The sequence below is a fragment of the Prevotella melaninogenica genome, from assembly GCF_013267595.1.
Lineage (GTDB): Bacteria > Bacteroidota > Bacteroidia > Bacteroidales > Bacteroidaceae > Prevotella > Prevotella melaninogenica_D.
Genome location: NZ_CP054011.1, coordinates 1,215,324 through 1,233,108 on the forward strand (window position 1 = coordinate 1,215,324; position 17,785 = coordinate 1,233,108).

At 41.0% G+C, this 17,785-nt stretch carries 15 protein-coding genes; 5 read left to right on the forward strand and 10 right to left on the reverse strand.

What is annotated here, in order from left to right:
* Positions 1-22 precede the first annotated feature (22 nt).
* The 3 genes from asnS to FIU21_RS10290 all read left to right on the forward strand — a co-directional run bounded on the left by asnS (position 23) and on the right by FIU21_RS10290 (position 3,622).
* A complete protein-coding gene (gene asnS, locus FIU21_RS10280) occupies positions 23-1,414 on the forward strand; it encodes an asparagine--tRNA ligase (protein ID WP_004360705.1) in 1,392 nt (463 codons plus the stop codon).
* Between the two features lie 308 nt (positions 1,415-1,722).
* Positions 1,723-2,394 carry a YiiX/YebB-like N1pC/P60 family cysteine hydrolase gene (locus FIU21_RS10285; protein WP_036886554.1) on the forward strand — a complete coding sequence of 224 codons (672 nt, stop codon included), beginning with the start codon at positions 1,723-1,725 and terminating at the stop codon, positions 2,392-2,394.
* Between the two features lie 682 nt (positions 2,395-3,076).
* Positions 3,077-3,622 carry a hypothetical protein gene (locus FIU21_RS10290; protein WP_231291356.1) on the forward strand — a complete coding sequence of 182 codons (546 nt, stop codon included), beginning with the start codon at positions 3,077-3,079 and terminating at the stop codon, positions 3,620-3,622.
* 535 nt (positions 3,623-4,157) lie between these two features.
* On the opposite strand, the gene FIU21_RS10295 is transcribed toward FIU21_RS10290, so the two are convergent.
* The 7 genes from FIU21_RS10295 to FIU21_RS10325 all read right to left on the reverse strand — a co-directional run bounded on the left by FIU21_RS10295 (position 4,158) and on the right by FIU21_RS10325 (position 11,510).
* Positions 4,158-5,186 (reverse strand): Acg family FMN-binding oxidoreductase, encoded by a 1,029-nt coding sequence (locus tag FIU21_RS10295; protein ID WP_036886552.1) that lies wholly within the window; start codon positions 5,184-5,186, stop codon positions 4,158-4,160.
* Positions 5,183-5,776 carry a TetR/AcrR family transcriptional regulator gene (locus FIU21_RS10300; RefSeq protein WP_004360701.1) on the reverse strand — a complete coding sequence of 198 codons (594 nt, stop codon included), beginning with the start codon at positions 5,774-5,776 and terminating at the stop codon, positions 5,183-5,185. The genes FIU21_RS10295 and FIU21_RS10300 overlap by 4 nt, the downstream gene beginning before the upstream one ends.
* Before the next feature lie 483 nt (positions 5,777-6,259).
* Complete coding sequence (locus FIU21_RS10305) at positions 6,260-7,144, reverse strand: tRNA threonylcarbamoyladenosine dehydratase (RefSeq protein ID WP_004360700.1); 885 nt, start codon at positions 7,142-7,144, stop codon at positions 6,260-6,262.
* Between the two features lie 66 nt (positions 7,145-7,210).
* Complete coding sequence (locus FIU21_RS10310; protein WP_004360699.1) at positions 7,211-8,071, reverse strand: CvfB family protein; 861 nt, start codon at positions 8,069-8,071, stop codon at positions 7,211-7,213.
* A gap of 94 nt (positions 8,072-8,165) precedes the next feature.
* Positions 8,166-8,549 (reverse strand): GxxExxY protein, encoded by a 384-nt coding sequence (locus FIU21_RS10315; protein WP_004360698.1) that lies wholly within the window; start codon positions 8,547-8,549, stop codon positions 8,166-8,168.
* Between the two features lie 102 nt (positions 8,550-8,651).
* Positions 8,652-9,326 carry an ABC transporter ATP-binding protein gene (locus tag FIU21_RS10320; protein ID WP_004360697.1) on the reverse strand — a complete coding sequence of 225 codons (675 nt, stop codon included), beginning with the start codon at positions 9,324-9,326 and terminating at the stop codon, positions 8,652-8,654.
* Positions 9,327-9,392: 66 nt separating this feature from the next.
* Positions 9,393-11,510, reverse strand: a complete 2,118-nt coding sequence (locus FIU21_RS10325) for a cation:proton antiporter (RefSeq protein ID WP_004360696.1) — start codon at positions 11,508-11,510, stop codon at positions 9,393-9,395.
* A 739-nt stretch (positions 11,511-12,249) separates the two neighbouring features.
* Here FIU21_RS10325 and FIU21_RS10330 point away from each other — a divergent pair.
* The gene (locus tag FIU21_RS10330) at positions 12,250-13,263 is read left to right on the forward strand and encodes an aspartate-semialdehyde dehydrogenase (protein WP_004360695.1); all 1,014 of its coding nucleotides are present in this window, start codon (positions 12,250-12,252) and stop codon (positions 13,261-13,263) included.
* A 204-nt stretch (positions 13,264-13,467) separates the two neighbouring features.
* On the opposite strand, the gene FIU21_RS10335 is transcribed toward FIU21_RS10330, so the two are convergent.
* Entirely contained in the window at positions 13,468-13,752 is a 285-nt protein-coding gene (locus FIU21_RS10335) for a putative quinol monooxygenase (protein WP_004360694.1), read from the reverse strand.
* Between the two features lie 28 nt (positions 13,753-13,780).
* Positions 13,781-14,188, reverse strand: a complete 408-nt coding sequence (locus tag FIU21_RS10340) for an FMN-binding protein (RefSeq protein ID WP_004360692.1) — start codon at positions 14,186-14,188, stop codon at positions 13,781-13,783.
* Positions 14,189-14,410: 222 nt separating this feature from the next.
* Between FIU21_RS10340 and lplA the strand changes: the two genes are divergently transcribed.
* Positions 14,411-16,234, forward strand: coding sequence for a bifunctional lipoate--protein ligase/lipoyl synthase (gene lplA / locus FIU21_RS10345; RefSeq protein ID WP_081445989.1), 1,824 nt, complete (start codon positions 14,411-14,413; stop codon positions 16,232-16,234).
* 174 nt (positions 16,235-16,408) lie between these two features.
* Here lplA and FIU21_RS10350 read toward each other — a convergent pair whose 3' ends face one another.
* The gene (locus FIU21_RS10350; protein ID WP_004360690.1) at positions 16,409-17,572 is read right to left on the reverse strand and encodes an OmpA family protein; all 1,164 of its coding nucleotides are present in this window, start codon (positions 17,570-17,572) and stop codon (positions 16,409-16,411) included.
* Positions 17,573-17,785: the final 213 nt, after the last annotated feature.

The following is a 17,785-nucleotide window of genomic DNA, read 5'->3' on the forward strand; positions in this document are numbered from 1 at the left end:
GTACCTAATTACAATATAACAAATGAAAAGAACAAAAATCGTCGATGCACTTGCTTGCACCGATTTTGGTAAGGATATCAACGTAAAGGGATGGGTTCGTTCTCATAGAAGCAGCAAGGCTGTTGACTTCATCGCCTTGAATGATGGTTCTACGATTAAGAACATCCAGGTTGTTGTTGACCCTTCGACTATCGATGCAGAAGAGCTGAAAAGCATCACAACGGGTGCTTGTATCAGCGTTGTTGGTACGCTCGTAGAGAGTCAGGGTGCTGGTCAGACCTCAGAGATTCAGTGTAAGGAGATTGAAATCTACGGTCTCTGCCCAAGCGACTACCCAATGCAGAAGAAGGGACAGAGTTTTGAGTACATGCGCAAGTATGGTCACATGCGTCTTCGTACCAATACCTTCGGTGCTGTATTCCGTATTCGTCACAATATGGCAATCGCTATCCATCAGTATTTCCATGAGCATGGTTTCTATTATTTCCATACTCCACTGATTACAGGTAGTGATGCTGAGGGTGCAGGTAACATGTTCCAGGTGACTACACTCGACCTTGACCGCATTGCAAAGGGTGGCGAGGTTGATTATAGTGCTGATTTCTTCGGAAAGCGTACAAACCTTACTGTATCAGGACAGTTAGAGGGAGAGTTAGGTGCTACTGCACTCGGTGCTATCTACACCTTCGGTCCAACCTTCCGTGCTGAGAATTCAAATACTCCACGCCACTTGGCTGAGTTCTGGATGGTTGAGCCTGAGGTTGCTTTCATCGACAAGAACGAACTGATGGATCTTGAGGAAGACTTCATCAAGTACTGTGTTCGTTGGGCATTGGAGCACTGTAAGGACGACCTTGAGTTCCTCAATATGAGGATTGACAAGGGACTGATTGCTCGCTTGGAGGGTGTACTCAAGGAAGAGTTTGTTCGCCTAACTTACACAGAAGGTATAGAGATTCTTCAGAAAGCAGTTGCTGATGGTGTGAAGTTCGAGTTCCCTATTACTGGTTGGGGAATGGATCTCAGCAGTGAGCATGAGCGCTATCTCGTAGAGGAACACTTCAAGCGTCCTGTTATCATGACCGACTATCCAAGCGAAATCAAGTCGTTCTATATGAAGAAGAACCCTGATGGCAAGACAATGCAGGGAACAGACGTTCTCTTCCCACATATCGGTGAGATTATTGGCGGCTCTGTCCGTGAAGAGAATTACGACAAGTTACTTGCAGAGATCGATAATCGTGGTATGAAACGTGAGGTTTACGACTGGTATCTCGATACTCGCAAGTACGGTACCTGCCCACATGGTGGTTTCGGTCTCGGTTTCGAGCGTCTCATCCTCTTCGTTACTGGTATGCAAAACATCCGTGACGTAATCCCATTCGCACGTACTCCTAAGAACGCAGAGTTCTAAACATAAGAACAAAAGGCGGCTATCCACACAGATAGTCGCCTTTTTATTTACCTATAAGAACACTCCCGACGAAACTTAAAACCCGAATCAGTCATTAGAGCCTAAACATATTTTGTTTTATTATCGAACAGATTGTTTGGCTTTGCAACGCAGGCGTAGCGGGCTACGTCAAGTTACAAAGACGGACAAGATGCCGATAAGAAAATAAAAGATGTTAGGAAACAATACCATAGTAATAAAAACTATACATTTTGTGGTCTAATGAACGATTTGGGTTAAACATAACACACACATAAAAATAAATTATCATGAAACTTAAGAAAATCCTATCAAACCTCATCTTACTGTGCCTTATTTTCTTAGTTGGCTGCTCTACAGATTCCTTACAAGATGAAGACATATCGTTACGTAACTTACACGAAGGCGACCTCATGTTCGTTGTGAAGGAGACAAGCAACCCTATCACAGATGCAACACAAGGTATTAATGGACTAAAGATTGACCACGTAGCTATCTTCCATCATACGGATAGTGCCGATTATGCTTTAGAAGCCTACGGCAAAGCGGTGTCACTTACTCCTCTTACCAACTTCCTCAATCGTGCCAAAGGAAAAGAAGGAAAGCCACTCATTGCAGTAGGCAGAGTCATCGTTGATTGTGACATGAATACTTCTACGAAGCGAGCATTAAGCTACCTTGGTCGACCATACGATCGTTTCTACATGCCTGATGACAAAGAAATCTATTGTAGCGAATTGATTCAGAAATCATTTGTCGAACACCATGGTCTTCCTATTTTTTCAACAATCCCAATGTCTTTCCACGATAATAACGGAAAAATCTTAGATGCGTGGACTCAATTCTATGCCTTCTATCATCGTGAAGTACCAGAAGGAGAACCAGGAACCAACCCAGGACAACTGTCTCGTGACAAAGCCGTAAAGGTTACTTACGAATTCGAAACTCCATCTGCAAGATAAATTATTCGTTGGGAGTGTTCTTCGTTATACCATAATACTATCACAGAGTTAAGCTTTAACCCAAATATAAGTATAATTTCGTTTGCTGTCATTTTAACATTTCTCATTAAAATCCTATATATCAAGAATTTAAGAACTCATAGAGAGTGGCAGGAATGACAGCAAACTTATTCACATGCAAACTCATCTAATCTACGTATCACTTACCTATCGACAACCGAACTTCGTTAAAAAAAGATTATTCCGAAATATAGAGTGATAAACTAAAAGTCTATATAATAGGCACACGGAGTCACGGAGGGGACGGAGGTAAACGTAATGGCACGGAGGTGCCGACGGCACAAAGAGGGACGGAGGTGTAGCGTACAGATTCCTGATAACTCTGTTGGGATAAACGCTTTGTATATAAATTGCTAATAGAATTGGCAAACAAGCTCCGTCGCTCCAAGTACCGAAGGTGCCTCCGTGACTTCTATTGCTTTGTTTTAATAATCCTCCGTCCTCTCCTTTTCTCCGTGTGACATTGCTTCAAACCCTAAACACAAGTGGCAAACCTTATCACTCCAAAATCCAGAAGACCCTAAAAAATCTTTCAAACTTTATCTCCAAAAAGACTTGACATGAAACATTATATTTTCTATTTTTGTAACGAGTATTAATTATTTAATTAAATCCAGTTACAATGAGAAAACTATCTTACGCAGAGTTCCTTGTTTCGAAAACGAAACAAAGACTTGTCTTTCTTTTCCTATTACTAATTCCAATAGCAGCATTCTCACAGAAAGGGACATTTAGGACCTTAATGCAGGTTCAAGGAACAGGACTTTCTAAAGAATTTAAGCCCTACGAACTCTGTTGCGACTTAGGTTATAATATTACCGATAACCTATATGCAGACCTTAGATATGAGAACGCTATCGCCCTCTTTAAAGAAAATAGTGTAAAAGACTATGCTCATAGTCACATTGTAGGTTTAAATCTTGGCTACGTAGTCTATCACACAGAGAATTGTAATATTGGTGCACAAATCGGATATGGCAGTAATATGAAACGAAAAAATAGTGACTGGAAATATGACTACTATGAGGCAATGGCATTCACCGACTTAGGAACATGCAAAATCAAGCCAAGATTCGGATTGGGCGTCCGCCATTACAACTCACGAACAAATCTCTACAAAGACCGAACTGTCATCTTTGCAAGTATCGGATTTGGAATTAACTGGTAATAACATCCATAATAATTACCCTTCAGTTTCACTGAAGACACAGGTTATTCTATAAGTTACTCCCTATCACAAAGAGCCATTTGCATAGGGAGTTTATCCTCCGCACCATTGGTGCTAAGCATCCGCACAATATGTGCTGGGCATTAACACCACAAGTGCTGAGCATTAACACGCAACTTATAAGTTCGTATTATAGCTCTTTGTCATTGGCATACAGCGTTTTTATTAACATTGTACTATTCTACAAATTAGAGATATGAAGGAGGAGGTTAACAAGACAACATTATAAAATAAAAGTTTGATGTCATTCCTATCAGTCTATTATTGGTTATAAAGTACTGATAATAAACACAGTACCAAGAGTGTTAAATATGACAGCAAACTAAATAAAAAAAATAATTGGGAATTACCTTGATTATAAATACAAGCGTGATAGACAAATGTTAGGCAGACAATCCTAACCTACTAAATATCCACCACGCCAAAGATTTTGATGATTCACCTATATCAAAAACTTACTTCATGCTTCTTGACTTTAATCTGCAGGAAGAATACATGCCCTATAATCGCGTCTTAGCGAATAAGGCATTTTCTTTCCATAGCCTAACCTTATAAGAATAGTCGGGTACTCGTTAGAGATTTGAAGTTGCTTTACCATTTCTTTTGTAATATCATTTTCCTCATTAGGCTGATTGAGATAAGCATTTGCAATACCCATCTGCGTTGAACGCAGTAATATCCGTTCCAAGGTTCTGCCAAGTGCAACCCACTGTTCAACTGTATTATCTTTTGTTGTGAAAAGTACAAAATGAGATGCTGAAGCTATCTTTTTCCGATCACCTTTATTCTGCGTTTTCGCGTTGATAGCCTTTGACATGATAAACTTTGCCAAGAATAGAGGAACATTTGGTGCACCAAAAGTAGCATAACTCAATCCATCTCTTGTATTATTCTGATGTTTCTTATTATAACGCATCCACTTTGTCAGCTCTGATTTAAAAGCTTCATTATTCATTTGTAAGCTATTCCCAGCATAAACCATATTAGCAATCTTTTCATAATCAACAGTTCCCCTTTTGTAAAAATAAATAGAAATAGAGGGGTCATTAGAAGTGGCTTTAAGTAGATTAATGCTATCTTTAGGAATTTCTTTTCCATCATAAACACTTCTATTTGTTTGTCTTACTGCGATTTGAGAGAACAATGAAGAATCAAATTGCTTTTTCTTATCTTTTGTAAGTAGAACTCGAATAAAGGAGTCCTTAATAACTTTAACTTCGGTCTGATATCCCTTTTCTTGAGCAGCAATACAAAGATTCTCTGTCGCGCAGCCTAAACTAACAAATAACTCTCGATGACTTGAGTCGACGACAGGTAACTCTTTTGACAAATCAGGGTATATATCAATTTCTGACTCTCTGATTTTAAACAACCAAGGCTGTGTGTTATGCCCAGAAGGAGCCTTGCAAGCATTCTCAATCATAAACAGATAGTCTGGATTCTGTGCCATTATATTTTCCATAAATCCCATAAAAATAACAAATACAATAATTAATTTTCTCATTCCTGAATACTTTTTATCCATAAGTCAACTATCATTTCGACCCCTTTCATTATCTCGTCCCAGCCCTTATCAGTTTGCAAAGAAATACCGTTATATGACAAACATTGGTCTTCAATCAAAGCTAAATAGCTGATAGCAGCCGAGAGTATACTGGCTAAAGAGGCAACCTCTGTATTAGGACAACCTGTTAATGTACTTACCAGTTTGATTAGACTGCATCCATTTTCTTCACGTTTATCTCTAAGCTGCTCAATGCTTGTGTTGTTACAGGACAGTTCCCACCTACACAAACGTCGTAGAGTTACATCGTTTCGTAATTGCTCGATCTGCTTACGGAACATATTCTTTATACTGTCTCCTACAGATTGAGGATTGATAATAACAGTACCTGTATTAGCCCAATAATCCTTCTGCATTATAAACTGTGCAATTAACTCTTCAAGTCCACCAAAATACCTATATATAAGCATCTTCGAAACATTAGCTTTTGAAGCTATTGTATTGATACCAAGCTTCTCGAATCCTTCGCTTTCTACGATACTTGCGACAGCTTCGAGTATTCTACTTTCTGTTTGTTCTCGATTCTTCATTCTATTATTTGTTTATGTTACCAATTGGTAACCGCAAAGGTAAGTTACCCAACGGTAACATCGTAATAATCTTCAAGTTATCATTACTTTTTTCGTGTTATTTAACAATAAGGTTGATAAAATAACAATTTTATAGACAACACTATTATCAATTTAGGTGGTAAAACAAAGTTGTGAGTTTACAAAACAGGATCTTGAATTCAAATCAGTTCTTAACTACTAAAATAGCAAACTTATAAAACATAACGATAACTCTCACTCATAGGTATTCAGGGGTTCATTAACATAGCATGATTATAAATGAAGCTAGATTTTAAAAAGACAACATTATAAAATAAAAGTTTGCTGTCATTTCTATCACTCTATTATTAGATATAAAGTACTGATAATAAACACAGTACCAAGAGTGTTAAAAATGACAGCAAACTAAATAAAAAAAACTCTAACTTATGGAGCTATTTTCTACGCCAATTTCATAAAACATTACTTATCTGCTGCAGCCTTCTCAGCCTTAAGGCGTTTATGTTCCTCCAGCATCTTTGCAGCACGCTCATGGGCGATACGAGCAGGCTCGCTTGTAGCCTCATCTTCAGGACGGATACGCATAGTGTTGGCAAGATTGACAAGATCTTTCACTGCTTCTCCACCTGCAATAAGTCCAGCCGCAGCTGGTACCCACGCATTAGAACTTGGAATAGTATGCCGGTCAGTACACTTACGCATATCCTTATCGGGACAGATACAGTGAAAACGACAAGAGATCTCTGGTTGTTCGATACTTTCAAGCGGTTCTTCAGGACTGTATACTACTTTAAGATGCTTAATCTTTGTTTTACGGAGTTTCTTACGAATCACCTTTGCCAATGGATCGTTGATAGTCTTGAAGATGTCAGTCACACGGAACTGTGTGGCATCAAGTTTATAAGCAGCACCCATACAAGAAAGCAATGGGATATTTATTTCATGACAACGATAGATAAGATCAAGCTTAGCTGTTACAGTATCAATACAATCAATGACATAATCATAATGAGAGAAATCGAACTGATCGGCGTTATCAGGCAAATAGAATGTCTGGTATTTCCGCACGATACATCGTGGATTGATTGAGTGAATGCGCTCTTCAGCGACATCTACTTTATGCTTTCCCACTGTTCGAGTGGTAGCAAGGAGTTGTCGATTGACATTCGTTAGACAAACACGGTCGTCATCAATAACATCAATAGCTCCCACGCCACTACGTGCCAATACTTCTACTGCATATCCACCAACACCTCCTACACCGAAGACAGCGACACGACTACCATTAAGTGTATCGATAGCGGGCTTGCCAAGAAGAAGTTGGGTTCTTGAAAATTGATTCTGCATCGTATTTTATTATACTTTATTTATACTGCAAAGATACAATAAAAAAATGATTTAAGAGAGAGAACCTTATTTTACTAAGCGTATTGACAGGGGGTCAACCGTAATCAAATGACGTTTATAGAGGTCGCCAACAGCGCGTTTATACACCTTTTTCGACACCTGAAAACGACGTTTAATATCCTCTGCTTCACTCTTATCACCAAGATCACATACTCCACCATTATCTTTCAGATATTGAAGCAGGACCTCTGCAAAGCCTTCCGCATGCTGTTGTCCTGTTGGTTGAAGTGTACAATCAATCTTACCATCACGACGAACCGTTGAGATATAACCCTTTAAGCGGTCACCAGTATGAACATATTGGAACACCTGATCCTCATAGATAAGACCCGGATACTGATTATCAACAATAACTTTGAAGCCAAGGTCCGTCTTCTGCCATATTAACAAGTCAACTTCCTGTCCATGCTTATAACCTCGTGGCTGTTCGTCAAGATAATGCTCTACCTTTGCAGAGGCAACAAGGCGATAGCTCTCTTCATCAAGATGAATATAAACGATATAGCTATTGCCAATAGTCATACGCTTCTTCTGTTCACGGAAAGGACAGAAGAGGTCTTTCATCACACCCCAAGAGAGGAATGCACCATACTCATTTACCCATGAACACTCCAAGTAAGCGAAGTCGCCTACCTGCGCCAAAGGTTCCTCAGTAGTAGCAATCGGGCGTTCATCCTGGTCGAGATAAACGAATACTTCCAGTTCATCCCCAATCTCTGTTCCCTCTGGCACATACTTCTGAGGCATGAGTATCTCACCAGCCGGTCCACCATCAAGGTAGATTCCGAATGGATCACCATTGCCTTCACGTAAGGCAACCTTCTGTACTGTGAGCGTATTGTATGCTCCAAGTTTTATTTTAGACATATTCCTATTTTTAAGTTGTCTGAAGCCAGAATGACATAAAGACATATTCTTTCAATGACATATTTTCTTATCGAGCTTTCGCTCGATTTACCTTTTAGTTATGAGGGTTATAAACCCTATACTTACGTTTAATCTCCAGCCGTTCAGTCGAGCCAAAATTTATAAGCAGCCCATTATCTATTCCAGACACAGAGAGATAGTTTACAAGCTGAATTGCGTGTGCTGGTAATAACTGAGCAACAGCTTTTAGTTCTATGATAACACATTTATCCACGACAATATCTACACGAAAAACACCTATCACATGACCTTTATACGTCACAGGCATCTCAACCTCTTCCTCTACTATCAATCCGGCTTCTCTAAGTTCTATCAGCAGTGCTTTTTTATAAACACTCTCTAAATACCCAGCAACAAAATGGCTCCGCACCTCATAGGCTTTATTGATTATCAGCTTTATAACTTCTTCTATATTCATCAGGCTATTAGTAATTATTAAGTTAATCGTCTACAAACATACTCTATAAAGAATATGTCATTAAAAAATATGTCTTTATGTCATTCTGGCTTTCAACAAACATCATTTTGTCTCTTGACAAACGTCATTCTGTATCAAGCCATCTTTAAGATGTATCGTTCTATCTGTTATATGTGCAAGCCCCTCATCGTGTGTAACGATAACGAAAGTCTGACCGAACTTATCACGGAGATCGAAGAAGAGTTGGTGCAGTTCCTGCTTGTTCTTACTATCCAAACTACCCGAAGGCTCATCAGCAAGGATGACAGCAGGGTTGTTCACCAACGCACGAGCTACAGCTACACGCTGCTTCTCACCACCAGAAAGTTCATTAGGCTTATGATTAGCACGATCGCTCAAGCCCATAAATTCCAATAATTCTTCGGCACGTTGGCGTGCTTCTTTTGTCTTTCTGCCAGCAATATAAGCCGGAATCATAATGTTCTCAAGAGCTGTAAACTCAGGAAGAAGCTGATGGAACTGGAAGACAAAGCCCAAGTGCTGGTTGCGGAAATCACTCAACTTACCAGCTGACAGGCTACCCACGTCAATACCATCCACAACAACAGAGCCACTATCGGGCTTGTCCAGCGTTCCAAGTATCTGTAACAAGGTGGTTTTACCAGCTCCAGATGGACCAACAATACTGACAACCTCTCCCTTTTCAATACGAAGGTCAATACCCTTCAACACTTGAAGCGAGCCAAAGCTTTTAGTTATGTTCTTAATATCTATCATATTCTATTCTTTTATTGGGGCTATTAGGCTTATTAGCCATCTTAGCCTAATTGGCCTAATAACCTCTTACACCTTATTATGAATCCACTCTCTTACAGCCTCATAAGCACTGCGTTCCTCCGTATGCTGTGGCTGAGCAAAGGTCATATCATCCATCTCACTACCATACTGATCTGGGAAGATAATCATGATTGTCTTACCTTTAATAAATTTATTCAGTTCTTCAGGAAGTCTTTCCATTGCCGTCTTATAAGATATCGTACCCTTACGTGCTGTCACTATGACAAAGAGGTGGTCCTCTCGAACCTGCGAACCAAGCGTTGGCAATTCCTTCCAATGCGCCATCTCTTCATATTCAGCCCTAACACTTGGGAAGCGATTGCGAATAAATTCATTGACAAGTTGCAACGTTTCGTTACGTCCATGGAATGCTATACGACACTCCAAGTTGCCTGCCATACGTGCCAATCGTTCCAACCAACGATAAAAACCAGGTTCAAACTCAGCCCGAGAAGGGATTGCCACCTGTATTCTGCGAATTGTATTCAGTGGTTGTAAGATACGTGTCACAATAATCTGACGACTTAAACCATTGTATAGACTTCGCGTAAATTCTCCCCAAAAACTACGATTAATCTCCTTATGGAAGTGTAATCCCATCAAAATTTCTGATGCCTGAAACTCCTTAAAAGCATGCTTAATACCATTGGCAATATTTGCTGCAACACGTACCTGCGTCACCATCGGTACATCTGATGCACTCGCTAAATGGCAAAGATGGTCCAACAAACGCTGTCCCTCCGCCTGATTATGGCGCATATTCACGTCATCATAAACCACATTCAACGCCACCAACTCTCGTTTCAAACGTGGGTTGCGCATCAGTGTAGCCATGGTTACAAGGTTATCAGAATACTCTGGATACTTCACTGGAATCAGAATCTTCTCATCATCGAGATTCTTCATCATGTCATGTCCCTCTTTCTCCTGCAGACGAAGCCGTTGTGCTGCCCGCTCTGTGATGACAGTTGAGATGATACAGGTGAAGAGAATCATTATCACAATTCCGTTCAAAACCTCGTCACCAAAGAGGTATTCACCCGGTGCTACCTGCAACCTACGTCCTACCATCACCATCGCAATAGCTCCAGCAGCATGGGCACTGGTCAAACCAAACATCATGTGACCAGCCAACCAAGACATACGGAAGATACGAGCTGCCAAATAAGCTGCTACAGCCTTACCCAAAGTACCGAAGAAGACGATACAGAATACAACCCAAAGTATCTTACTTCCTGCAAAAAGCAAGCGTACATTAATCAGCATTCCTACTCCGATAAGGAAGTAAGGAATAAAGAGTGCATTTCCAGTAAACTCTATACGGTTCATCAATGGAGACACCTTTGGCACAAATCGGTTCAATATCAAACCTGACATGAACGCTCCAAAGATTCCTTCTAAACCCACAGCATCTGACAATGCTGCCGAGAGAAACACCACTGCAAGGATGAAGATAAACTGCATCACAGCGTCTGAATATCGACGAAGGAACCAACGTGTCACACGTGGTATCACCATAATCAAGCCCACACAATAAGCCACAAACTTCAGAATGAATAGTAGCCAAAAGAGTATACCGCCATTGCCATAAAACGAATTGACGATGGAAGCCATGACTATCAAAGCCATAAAGAGAGCCATCATAGATGAACCCACACTCAGCGTCGAGCTCGTATGTCGTGTCAATCCGTATCGTCCCACTATCGGATAGGCTATCAACGTGTTAGAAGCCATGATTGCCGCAAGTAGAAGCGATGCCAAAGGAAGATAGCCCAAAAGACTGACACCCATCAAATAGGTCATTGCAAAGGGGACAAGGAAGGTCAACATACCGAAGACCATCACCCTATTACGGTTTTTCTTCAGTCCCTCCATATCCATTTCCAGACCTGCAAGGAACATGATATAGTACAGTCCTACACGTCCAAAAAGTTCAAACGAGGCATCACGCCCAAGAATATTCAGTCCATATTTTCCAACAAGGACACCTGCCAACACCATACCAATGATATGTGGAATGCGCAGTCGTCCCATGATGATAGGCGAAAGCAATATCATCAGCAAAACAACAAAGAAAATCAATGTCGGGTCGGTTATCGGGAAATATTGAGATAAATTCAGCATGCGTATCTATAAAATTACTGTCTGCAAAGTTACGAAAAAACTTTGGCAACCACCTAATAATACCTCTCTAATAAGAGTTCTTTCGTTGAAGCTATAGGAAAAGCGTCCACTCATTTAGTGAAAGAACCGAGGTTACTCATTTAACAAGAACATAGCTAAGACTCTCAACTTCCTTCTATATTATCGTCCTCCGACACAGAAAACCTTTTCATCTAAATCCGTCAAAAACACAGAAAAGACTCTGAAAAATCATTACATTAACTCGATTAAACTTCCTTCAAAATCAAGTAAAAAGCCACATAGAAAGCGACTTTACAACCAACAGAGAATCAAATAGTTATAAAGCAGCAAAGTAAAAGGTGCTTAATTGGACTTCAAAAGGGCGTTAGTAAGGGTCTTAAAGGGCACCTCTTGCAAGTCAATTAGGCGTCTTTAAGAAGCCAAAAGAGCATGTATTGGTTTTAAGTCACGCGAAAATAGTTTACAAACACCAAAGATGTGAAAACAAGTGGTATTGTCTTTAAAAAGTGTATAAACCTTTATTCTATTCCTATCTATGCCTTTAATGGAAGAATCCTAATAAACCTATATAATCCTCACAAAATGACAGAAAACAACGATACACAACAGATTATATCTATCGAAACAGAAAAAAGACTAACATACCGTTGTTTGTCTTAGGGAAAAATAGTATATTTGCAACAACGAATAGGTTCGTAAACAATTAAAGATAAAAGATATGAAAGTAGCAATTGTTGGTGCCAGTGGTGCCGTAGGTCAGGAATTCCTACGCATCTTAGCTGAGAGAAATTTCCCAATAGACGACCTCGTTCTCTTTGGTTCAGAGCGTTCAGCGAGTAAGAAATACACATTCAAGGGTAAGGAATACGAAGTAAAACTGCTCCAGCATAACGATGATTTCAAGGATGTAGATATCGCCTTCACAAGTGCAGGTGGTGGTACATCAGCCGAGTTTGCTGAAACCATCACCAAATATGGTGCTGTGATGATTGACAACTCAAGCCAGTTCCGTCAGGATAATGACGTACCATTGGTTGTTCCTGAAATCAATGCTGAGGATGCTTTGAACCGTCCACGTGGCATCATTGCCAACCCTAACTGTACTACCATTATGATGGTTGTCGTATTAAATCCTATCGATAAGCTCAGCCATATCAAGAAAATACATGTCAGCAGTTATCAGAGTGCTTCTGGTGCAGGTGCTGCTGCTATGGCAGAGTTGCAACAACAGTACAAGGAACTTGTTGAGACTGGCGAAGTGAAGACCATCGAGAAGTTCCCACATCAGTTGGCATACAATGTCATTCCACAGATTGACAAGATGACAGAGAACGACTATACAAAGGAAGAGGTGAAGATGTTTAACGAGACACGTAAGATTATGCACTCTGATGTTCGCACTTCTGCTACCTGCGTTCGCGTGTCTTCTCTCCGTAGTCATTCAGAGGCAGTATGGTTCGAGACCGAGCGTCCACTCTCTGTTGAGGAGATTCGTGAGGCTTTGAAGGCTGCTCCTGGTGTTACGGTTGTTGACGATCCACAGAACTATGTCTACCCTATGCCACTCGAGAGTGCTGGTCACGATGACATCTATGTGGGTCGTATCCGTAAGGACCTTGCCGATGACAATGGTAATACACTCTGGCTCACTGGCGACCAAATCCGTAAGGGTGCTGCATTGAATGCAGTACAGATTGCGGAGTATTTGATTAAGGTTGGGGATGTAAAGTAAGGACCGGTTCCTCTCCAAGGACTTCTCTCCTAAAGGGAGAAGAGTAGATTCCGAAAGGGGAAAGGGTTTGCTAAACATAAAGAAAGAGCGTATCGAGAAGATTAAAGACTCCTTGATACGCTCTTTTAATTTAGTTTCTTTACCCCACTCTTCGACTAAATAGTCAACGACTAAAGAATAATGAAGAGAGAAGATTATTTGTGATTAGCGCTCAAACTGCTCAATGCTTAAGCCACCATCTGTCAACTTTTCTAATTCAGGAACAATACGAGTAAAATGTTCTGAACGAGCATGACGAGTTAAACAAGCCTTGTCCGCCCATGATTCACAGAACAGGAAAACACCTGGTTGGGTTGTACTCTCAAACAAGTCGTAACCCTTATTTCCTTCATCTTTACGTGAAAGTTCTACTAATTCATCTGTAAGAGCCTTCACTTGGGCAGTTGTTACACCAGCCTTTACCTTGAAAAAAGCATTTAATCTAATCATATCTTCTATGTTAATAGTTAACTAACTCTTACTTATTCTTCTTATAGTAAGCTACGGCAGCAGCTATATTCTCCTTCACAGCACGTGATGTATAGGTAGCTCCGGTTACACCATCAAGACTCTCTGCCTTTGCAGCTTTTGACACTTTCATGCCATTGAACATTGGGAAAAGTCCCTGCTTCACCTTATCATAGAACTTAGGACCCTCACGATTTGGCAAAGCCTCAACCTTGATAACCTTATTATTCTTGATATAAACCTCTACAGGTGTTGCACCCTTAAATCCCTTCACATTTGAACAGAGGCTGGTCGTATTGACAACGTAGGTGCCATCTGCCTGCTTATACATCACCTTATCCTGCTGCACTGCAGCAAAAGCAACGCCTGTAGTTAATACGGCTACGGCTGCTACTGATACGAATTGTTTTTTTAACATAACCTATTACCTTTATTTTTAACTGATAAATTCGACTACAAATGTACGAAAAAGTATAAGAGTAATGATTGCTTTTTGTATTTTTTAAGAGTTGCTTATTAGCCTTATTGGACCAATAAGGCTAATAAGACAAATAGTTCCCTCCTCACTATTTTCCCAACTTTCTTCTCTCTTTAATTATTTTATTTGTACATTTGTTCCCATAAACAATCAATACCAACGATGAAATATATACTACTACCTAAACCAGATACCATTCATCAACTGCCCTTCTACTTTGCAGTAGAAGAATATGTAGCACGGCATTATACCAATGACGACTACTTTATGGGCTGGCGTGTGAACCCCACGGTGATGTTAGGACGCAATCAGTTGATTGATAATGAGGTCAATACAGACTACTGTAAAGAACACAAGATTAATATTTTCAGACGGAAAAGTGGTGGCGGATGTATCTATGCCGACAAGGGTTGCATACAATTTTCTTATATTTCACGTGCCGTCAATGCCAATGAAGCCTTTGCTGCTTATATGCAACGAATGGCAGACTTACTAAAAGGACTGAAGATTGACGCACAGTTATCGGGTCGAAATGATATTCTCATTAACGGAACAAAAGTATCGGGTTGTGCTTTCTATCAACTATCTAACCGTAGTGTTCTGCACAACTCCCTACTCTTTGACACCCAACTTGACCACCTGTCTAATGCACTCACTCCTGCAAAAGAGAAACTACAAAGCAAGGGTGTAGCGTCTGTCAGACAAAGAGTAACGAATGTTGCGACCTATATACAGTTAGATATCTTGGCTTTTATGGACTATGTACGACAGGAAATGTGTGGTACTGAGGTGCTCGAGCTAACGGAAGAAGACATGAAAGAAGTTGTAGAGATAGAGAAAGAACTGGCTTCTGACGACTTTGTTTATGGTAAAAATCCCAAATACTCCCTCATCCGAAAGCATCGTTTTGAAGGTGTCGGAACACTGGAAGCACATATCGAACTGAAGAACAACATCATTGGGAGTATCAATATAGTGGGTGATTACTTCCTTCTTGGCGATATCGACCATGATTTCCTCACCCTACTAAAAGGCTGTGAGTTCACGAGAGAGGCGGTAGAAGAGAGGTTGGAAAACATAGATCTATCCACTATTATCCGCGGTTTGAAGCTGCGACAGTTCCTCCGCCTGCTCTTCGGACGTGAACCCCACGTGATGAAACCAGACTGGTTAAAGATTGACCTTACATCGAAGAAGTCGACAGGAGAGACAGCTGGTATCCTTGCCAAGCATCATATGAACACTATCTGTACGAGTGGACTCTGCCCAAATCGCTCGGAATGTTGGATGGCTCGTACGGCAACTTTGATGATTGGCGGTGACATCTGTACTCGAAAGTGCCGTTTCTGTAACACGTTAAGTGGCAGACCCAGACTGCTCAACCCTGACGAGCCACGTCGTGTAGCTGAGTCAGTGAAAGCTCTTAAGCTGCGTTATGCCGTCATTACTTCCGTTGATCGTGACGATCTACCCGACTATGGTGCAGCCCACTGGATAAAGACTATCGAAGAGATACGCCGTTTGAACCCCGACACAAAGATAGAACTACTTATCCCAGACTTTATGGGAAAGGCTGAACTCATACGTCAAGTCATGGCAACACACCCCCACGTAGCAGGACACAACATGGAGACAGTACGTCGCCTCACACCATCCGTACGCTCCGTGGCACGCTATGAACGTAGTTTAGAAGTACTACGAGAGATTGCCAACTGTGGCATCACTGCCAAAACAGGTTTTATGCTCGGCTTAGGTGAAACCCACGACGAAATCTTAGAGACCATGGACGATATTCTTTCAACAGGTTGCCAACGCCTCACACTCGGTCAATATCTCCAACCTACTGCCGAACACCTGCCCGTTAAAGCCTATATCACACCCGAAATGTTTGCTGAATATAAACGGATAGCCTTAGAGAAAGGTTTTAAGCATGTAGTCAGTGGCCCGCTTGTCCGTTCGTCTTATCATGCTGCTGAAGGAGTTTAAGCCATAACTTACACAATGAAGGGTACAAAGGATCAATAACAAATGAACTGGTATTGGGCTTATTAGCCCCATAAGCCTAATAAGCCCAATTACTCCTATCATCATAACAAAAAGTAGGGATGCACGCTCGTGTATCCCTACTTGCATTTAAGAAATATCTTGATAGAACTTATCTTATTCCGTAATCTGAACCGTTGCACGACGGTTGAAAGAGATTGGAGACAAGGTTTCTACTCCACCCTTACCAACAGTCGTAATCTTATTGTTCTCAATGCCCATCTTAACAAGTTCGTTGGCAACTACTGTTGCACGACGCTCAGACAACTTCTGGTTGTAATCAGCAGAACCCGTTGCGCTGTCAGCATAACCTGTCACAAGGAGATTGTTATTATTGTCCTTAGCATACTTCGCCAATGCCTGTACGTTTACGAGGTCTTTCTGAGAAGCAATTGTAGACTGGTTGATTTCGAAGAAGACTGAAACAGGAGTTGTCACCAACTGCTTCACAGACTCCGACACGGTCTCAACAGGCTTCTGATTAGCCAATTCATTACGAAGACGTGCATTCTCTTCCTCTGCATCCTGAAGGCGTGCATTCAGTGCATCGAGAGCCGCCTGATGCTGTGTATTGATTGCTTCCATATCTGGACTCTTCTTCCAAGTACCCTTACCAATATTGAAGTTCAAACCAATTTCTGCATAAAGATTATTATCGTGTGACTCCCATCCACGACGCTCATTGTTTGCGTATGCAGCACCATCAAGGTCGCCTTCATAACGGTTCCAACCAGCTTCAAGATAGACACGCATTCCTTTGCTCACCTTCCAAGAAGATTGAAGACCTGCGCTCAATCCCATAGCATAATGATTAGCTGACATCGAACGGCCAACACCAGCACCAGCAAAAGGAATCAGATTCCAAACACGGTTCTCATTGTAACCGCAAAGGAGGTTGCTCAAATTGAACATCACCTGCTCCTGTGCAATCCAATACTTGTTGCTGTTATCGAGCTGAGAAGCAGGATTGCTGTCAGCACCTACACGCTTGCCCCAGATACCCTGTATCTTTGTACGAAGACCGATACCGGGTGTTAACCACTTACCAATAGCGAAAGCTGCGCCCGGCTTTGAACGGAAGTCCTTCAACGGACTGATTGCTGCATCACGACCATGCTCTTGGTTAGAATACCATGCGTTCCAGTCTGCACCAAGTTGTACAAACCAGTTGCTCCAAAACGAGTTGGTAGCAACGCTATACTTCTCAGTGAGCACCTCATCTTGGGCAAAACTGGTCATAGACACACCAGCTAATGCCAAAACTATCAATAACTTTTTCATAATCTTATTATTTAACGATCTTAACCTATTCTGCTCCTTTATTGCTGACTGTGATTCCCTGCAATACTAAGTTTGTTCACAAAGATAATAATTAAAATTTATCAGGGTCGGTTTTTTCTAAAAAATACTATTTATTTAACGTTGGATTATTAAACCAAGATTGCTCATTAGAGCCTAAACAGATTTTGTTTTATTATCGAGCAGATTGTTAGT

What these genes read in the sequence shown, in the direction of transcription:
- FIU21_RS10315 (WP_004360698.1), bottom strand. Translation starts at nt 8,549, where the DNA reads ATGAATATAGAAGAAGTTATAAAGCTGATAATCAATAAAGCCTATGAG.
- FIU21_RS10300 (WP_004360701.1), bottom strand. Translation starts at nt 5,776, where the DNA reads ATGAAGAATCGAGAACAAACAGAAAGTAGAATACTCGAAGCTGTCGCA.
- FIU21_RS10335 (WP_004360694.1), bottom strand. Translation starts at nt 13,752, where the DNA reads ATGATTAGATTAAATGCTTTTTTCAAGGTAAAGGCTGGTGTAACAACT.
- FIU21_RS10285 (WP_036886554.1), top strand. Translation starts at nt 1,723, where the DNA reads ATGAAACTTAAGAAAATCCTATCAAACCTCATCTTACTGTGCCTTATT.
- FIU21_RS10330 (WP_004360695.1), top strand. Translation starts at nt 12,250, where the DNA reads ATGAAAGTAGCAATTGTTGGTGCCAGTGGTGCCGTAGGTCAGGAATTC.
- asnS (WP_004360705.1), top strand. Translation starts at nt 23, where the DNA reads ATGAAAAGAACAAAAATCGTCGATGCACTTGCTTGCACCGATTTTGGT.
- FIU21_RS10350 (WP_004360690.1), bottom strand. Translation starts at nt 17,572, where the DNA reads ATGAAAAAGTTATTGATAGTTTTGGCATTAGCTGGTGTGTCTATGACC.
- FIU21_RS10340 (WP_004360692.1), bottom strand. Translation starts at nt 14,188, where the DNA reads ATGTTAAAAAAACAATTCGTATCAGTAGCAGCCGTAGCCGTATTAACT.
- FIU21_RS10310 (WP_004360699.1), bottom strand. Translation starts at nt 8,071, where the DNA reads ATGTCTAAAATAAAACTTGGAGCATACAATACGCTCACAGTACAGAAG.
- FIU21_RS10295 (WP_036886552.1), bottom strand. Translation starts at nt 5,186, where the DNA reads ATGAGAAAATTAATTATTGTATTTGTTATTTTTATGGGATTTATGGAA.
- FIU21_RS10290 (WP_231291356.1), top strand. Translation starts at nt 3,077, where the DNA reads ATGAGAAAACTATCTTACGCAGAGTTCCTTGTTTCGAAAACGAAACAA.
- FIU21_RS10320 (WP_004360697.1), bottom strand. Translation starts at nt 9,326, where the DNA reads ATGATAGATATTAAGAACATAACTAAAAGCTTTGGCTCGCTTCAAGTG.
- FIU21_RS10325 (WP_004360696.1), bottom strand. Translation starts at nt 11,510, where the DNA reads ATGCTGAATTTATCTCAATATTTCCCGATAACCGACCCGACATTGATT.
- lplA (WP_081445989.1), top strand. Translation starts at nt 14,411, where the DNA reads ATGAAATATATACTACTACCTAAACCAGATACCATTCATCAACTGCCC.
- FIU21_RS10305 (WP_004360700.1), bottom strand. Translation starts at nt 7,144, where the DNA reads ATGCAGAATCAATTTTCAAGAACCCAACTTCTTCTTGGCAAGCCCGCT.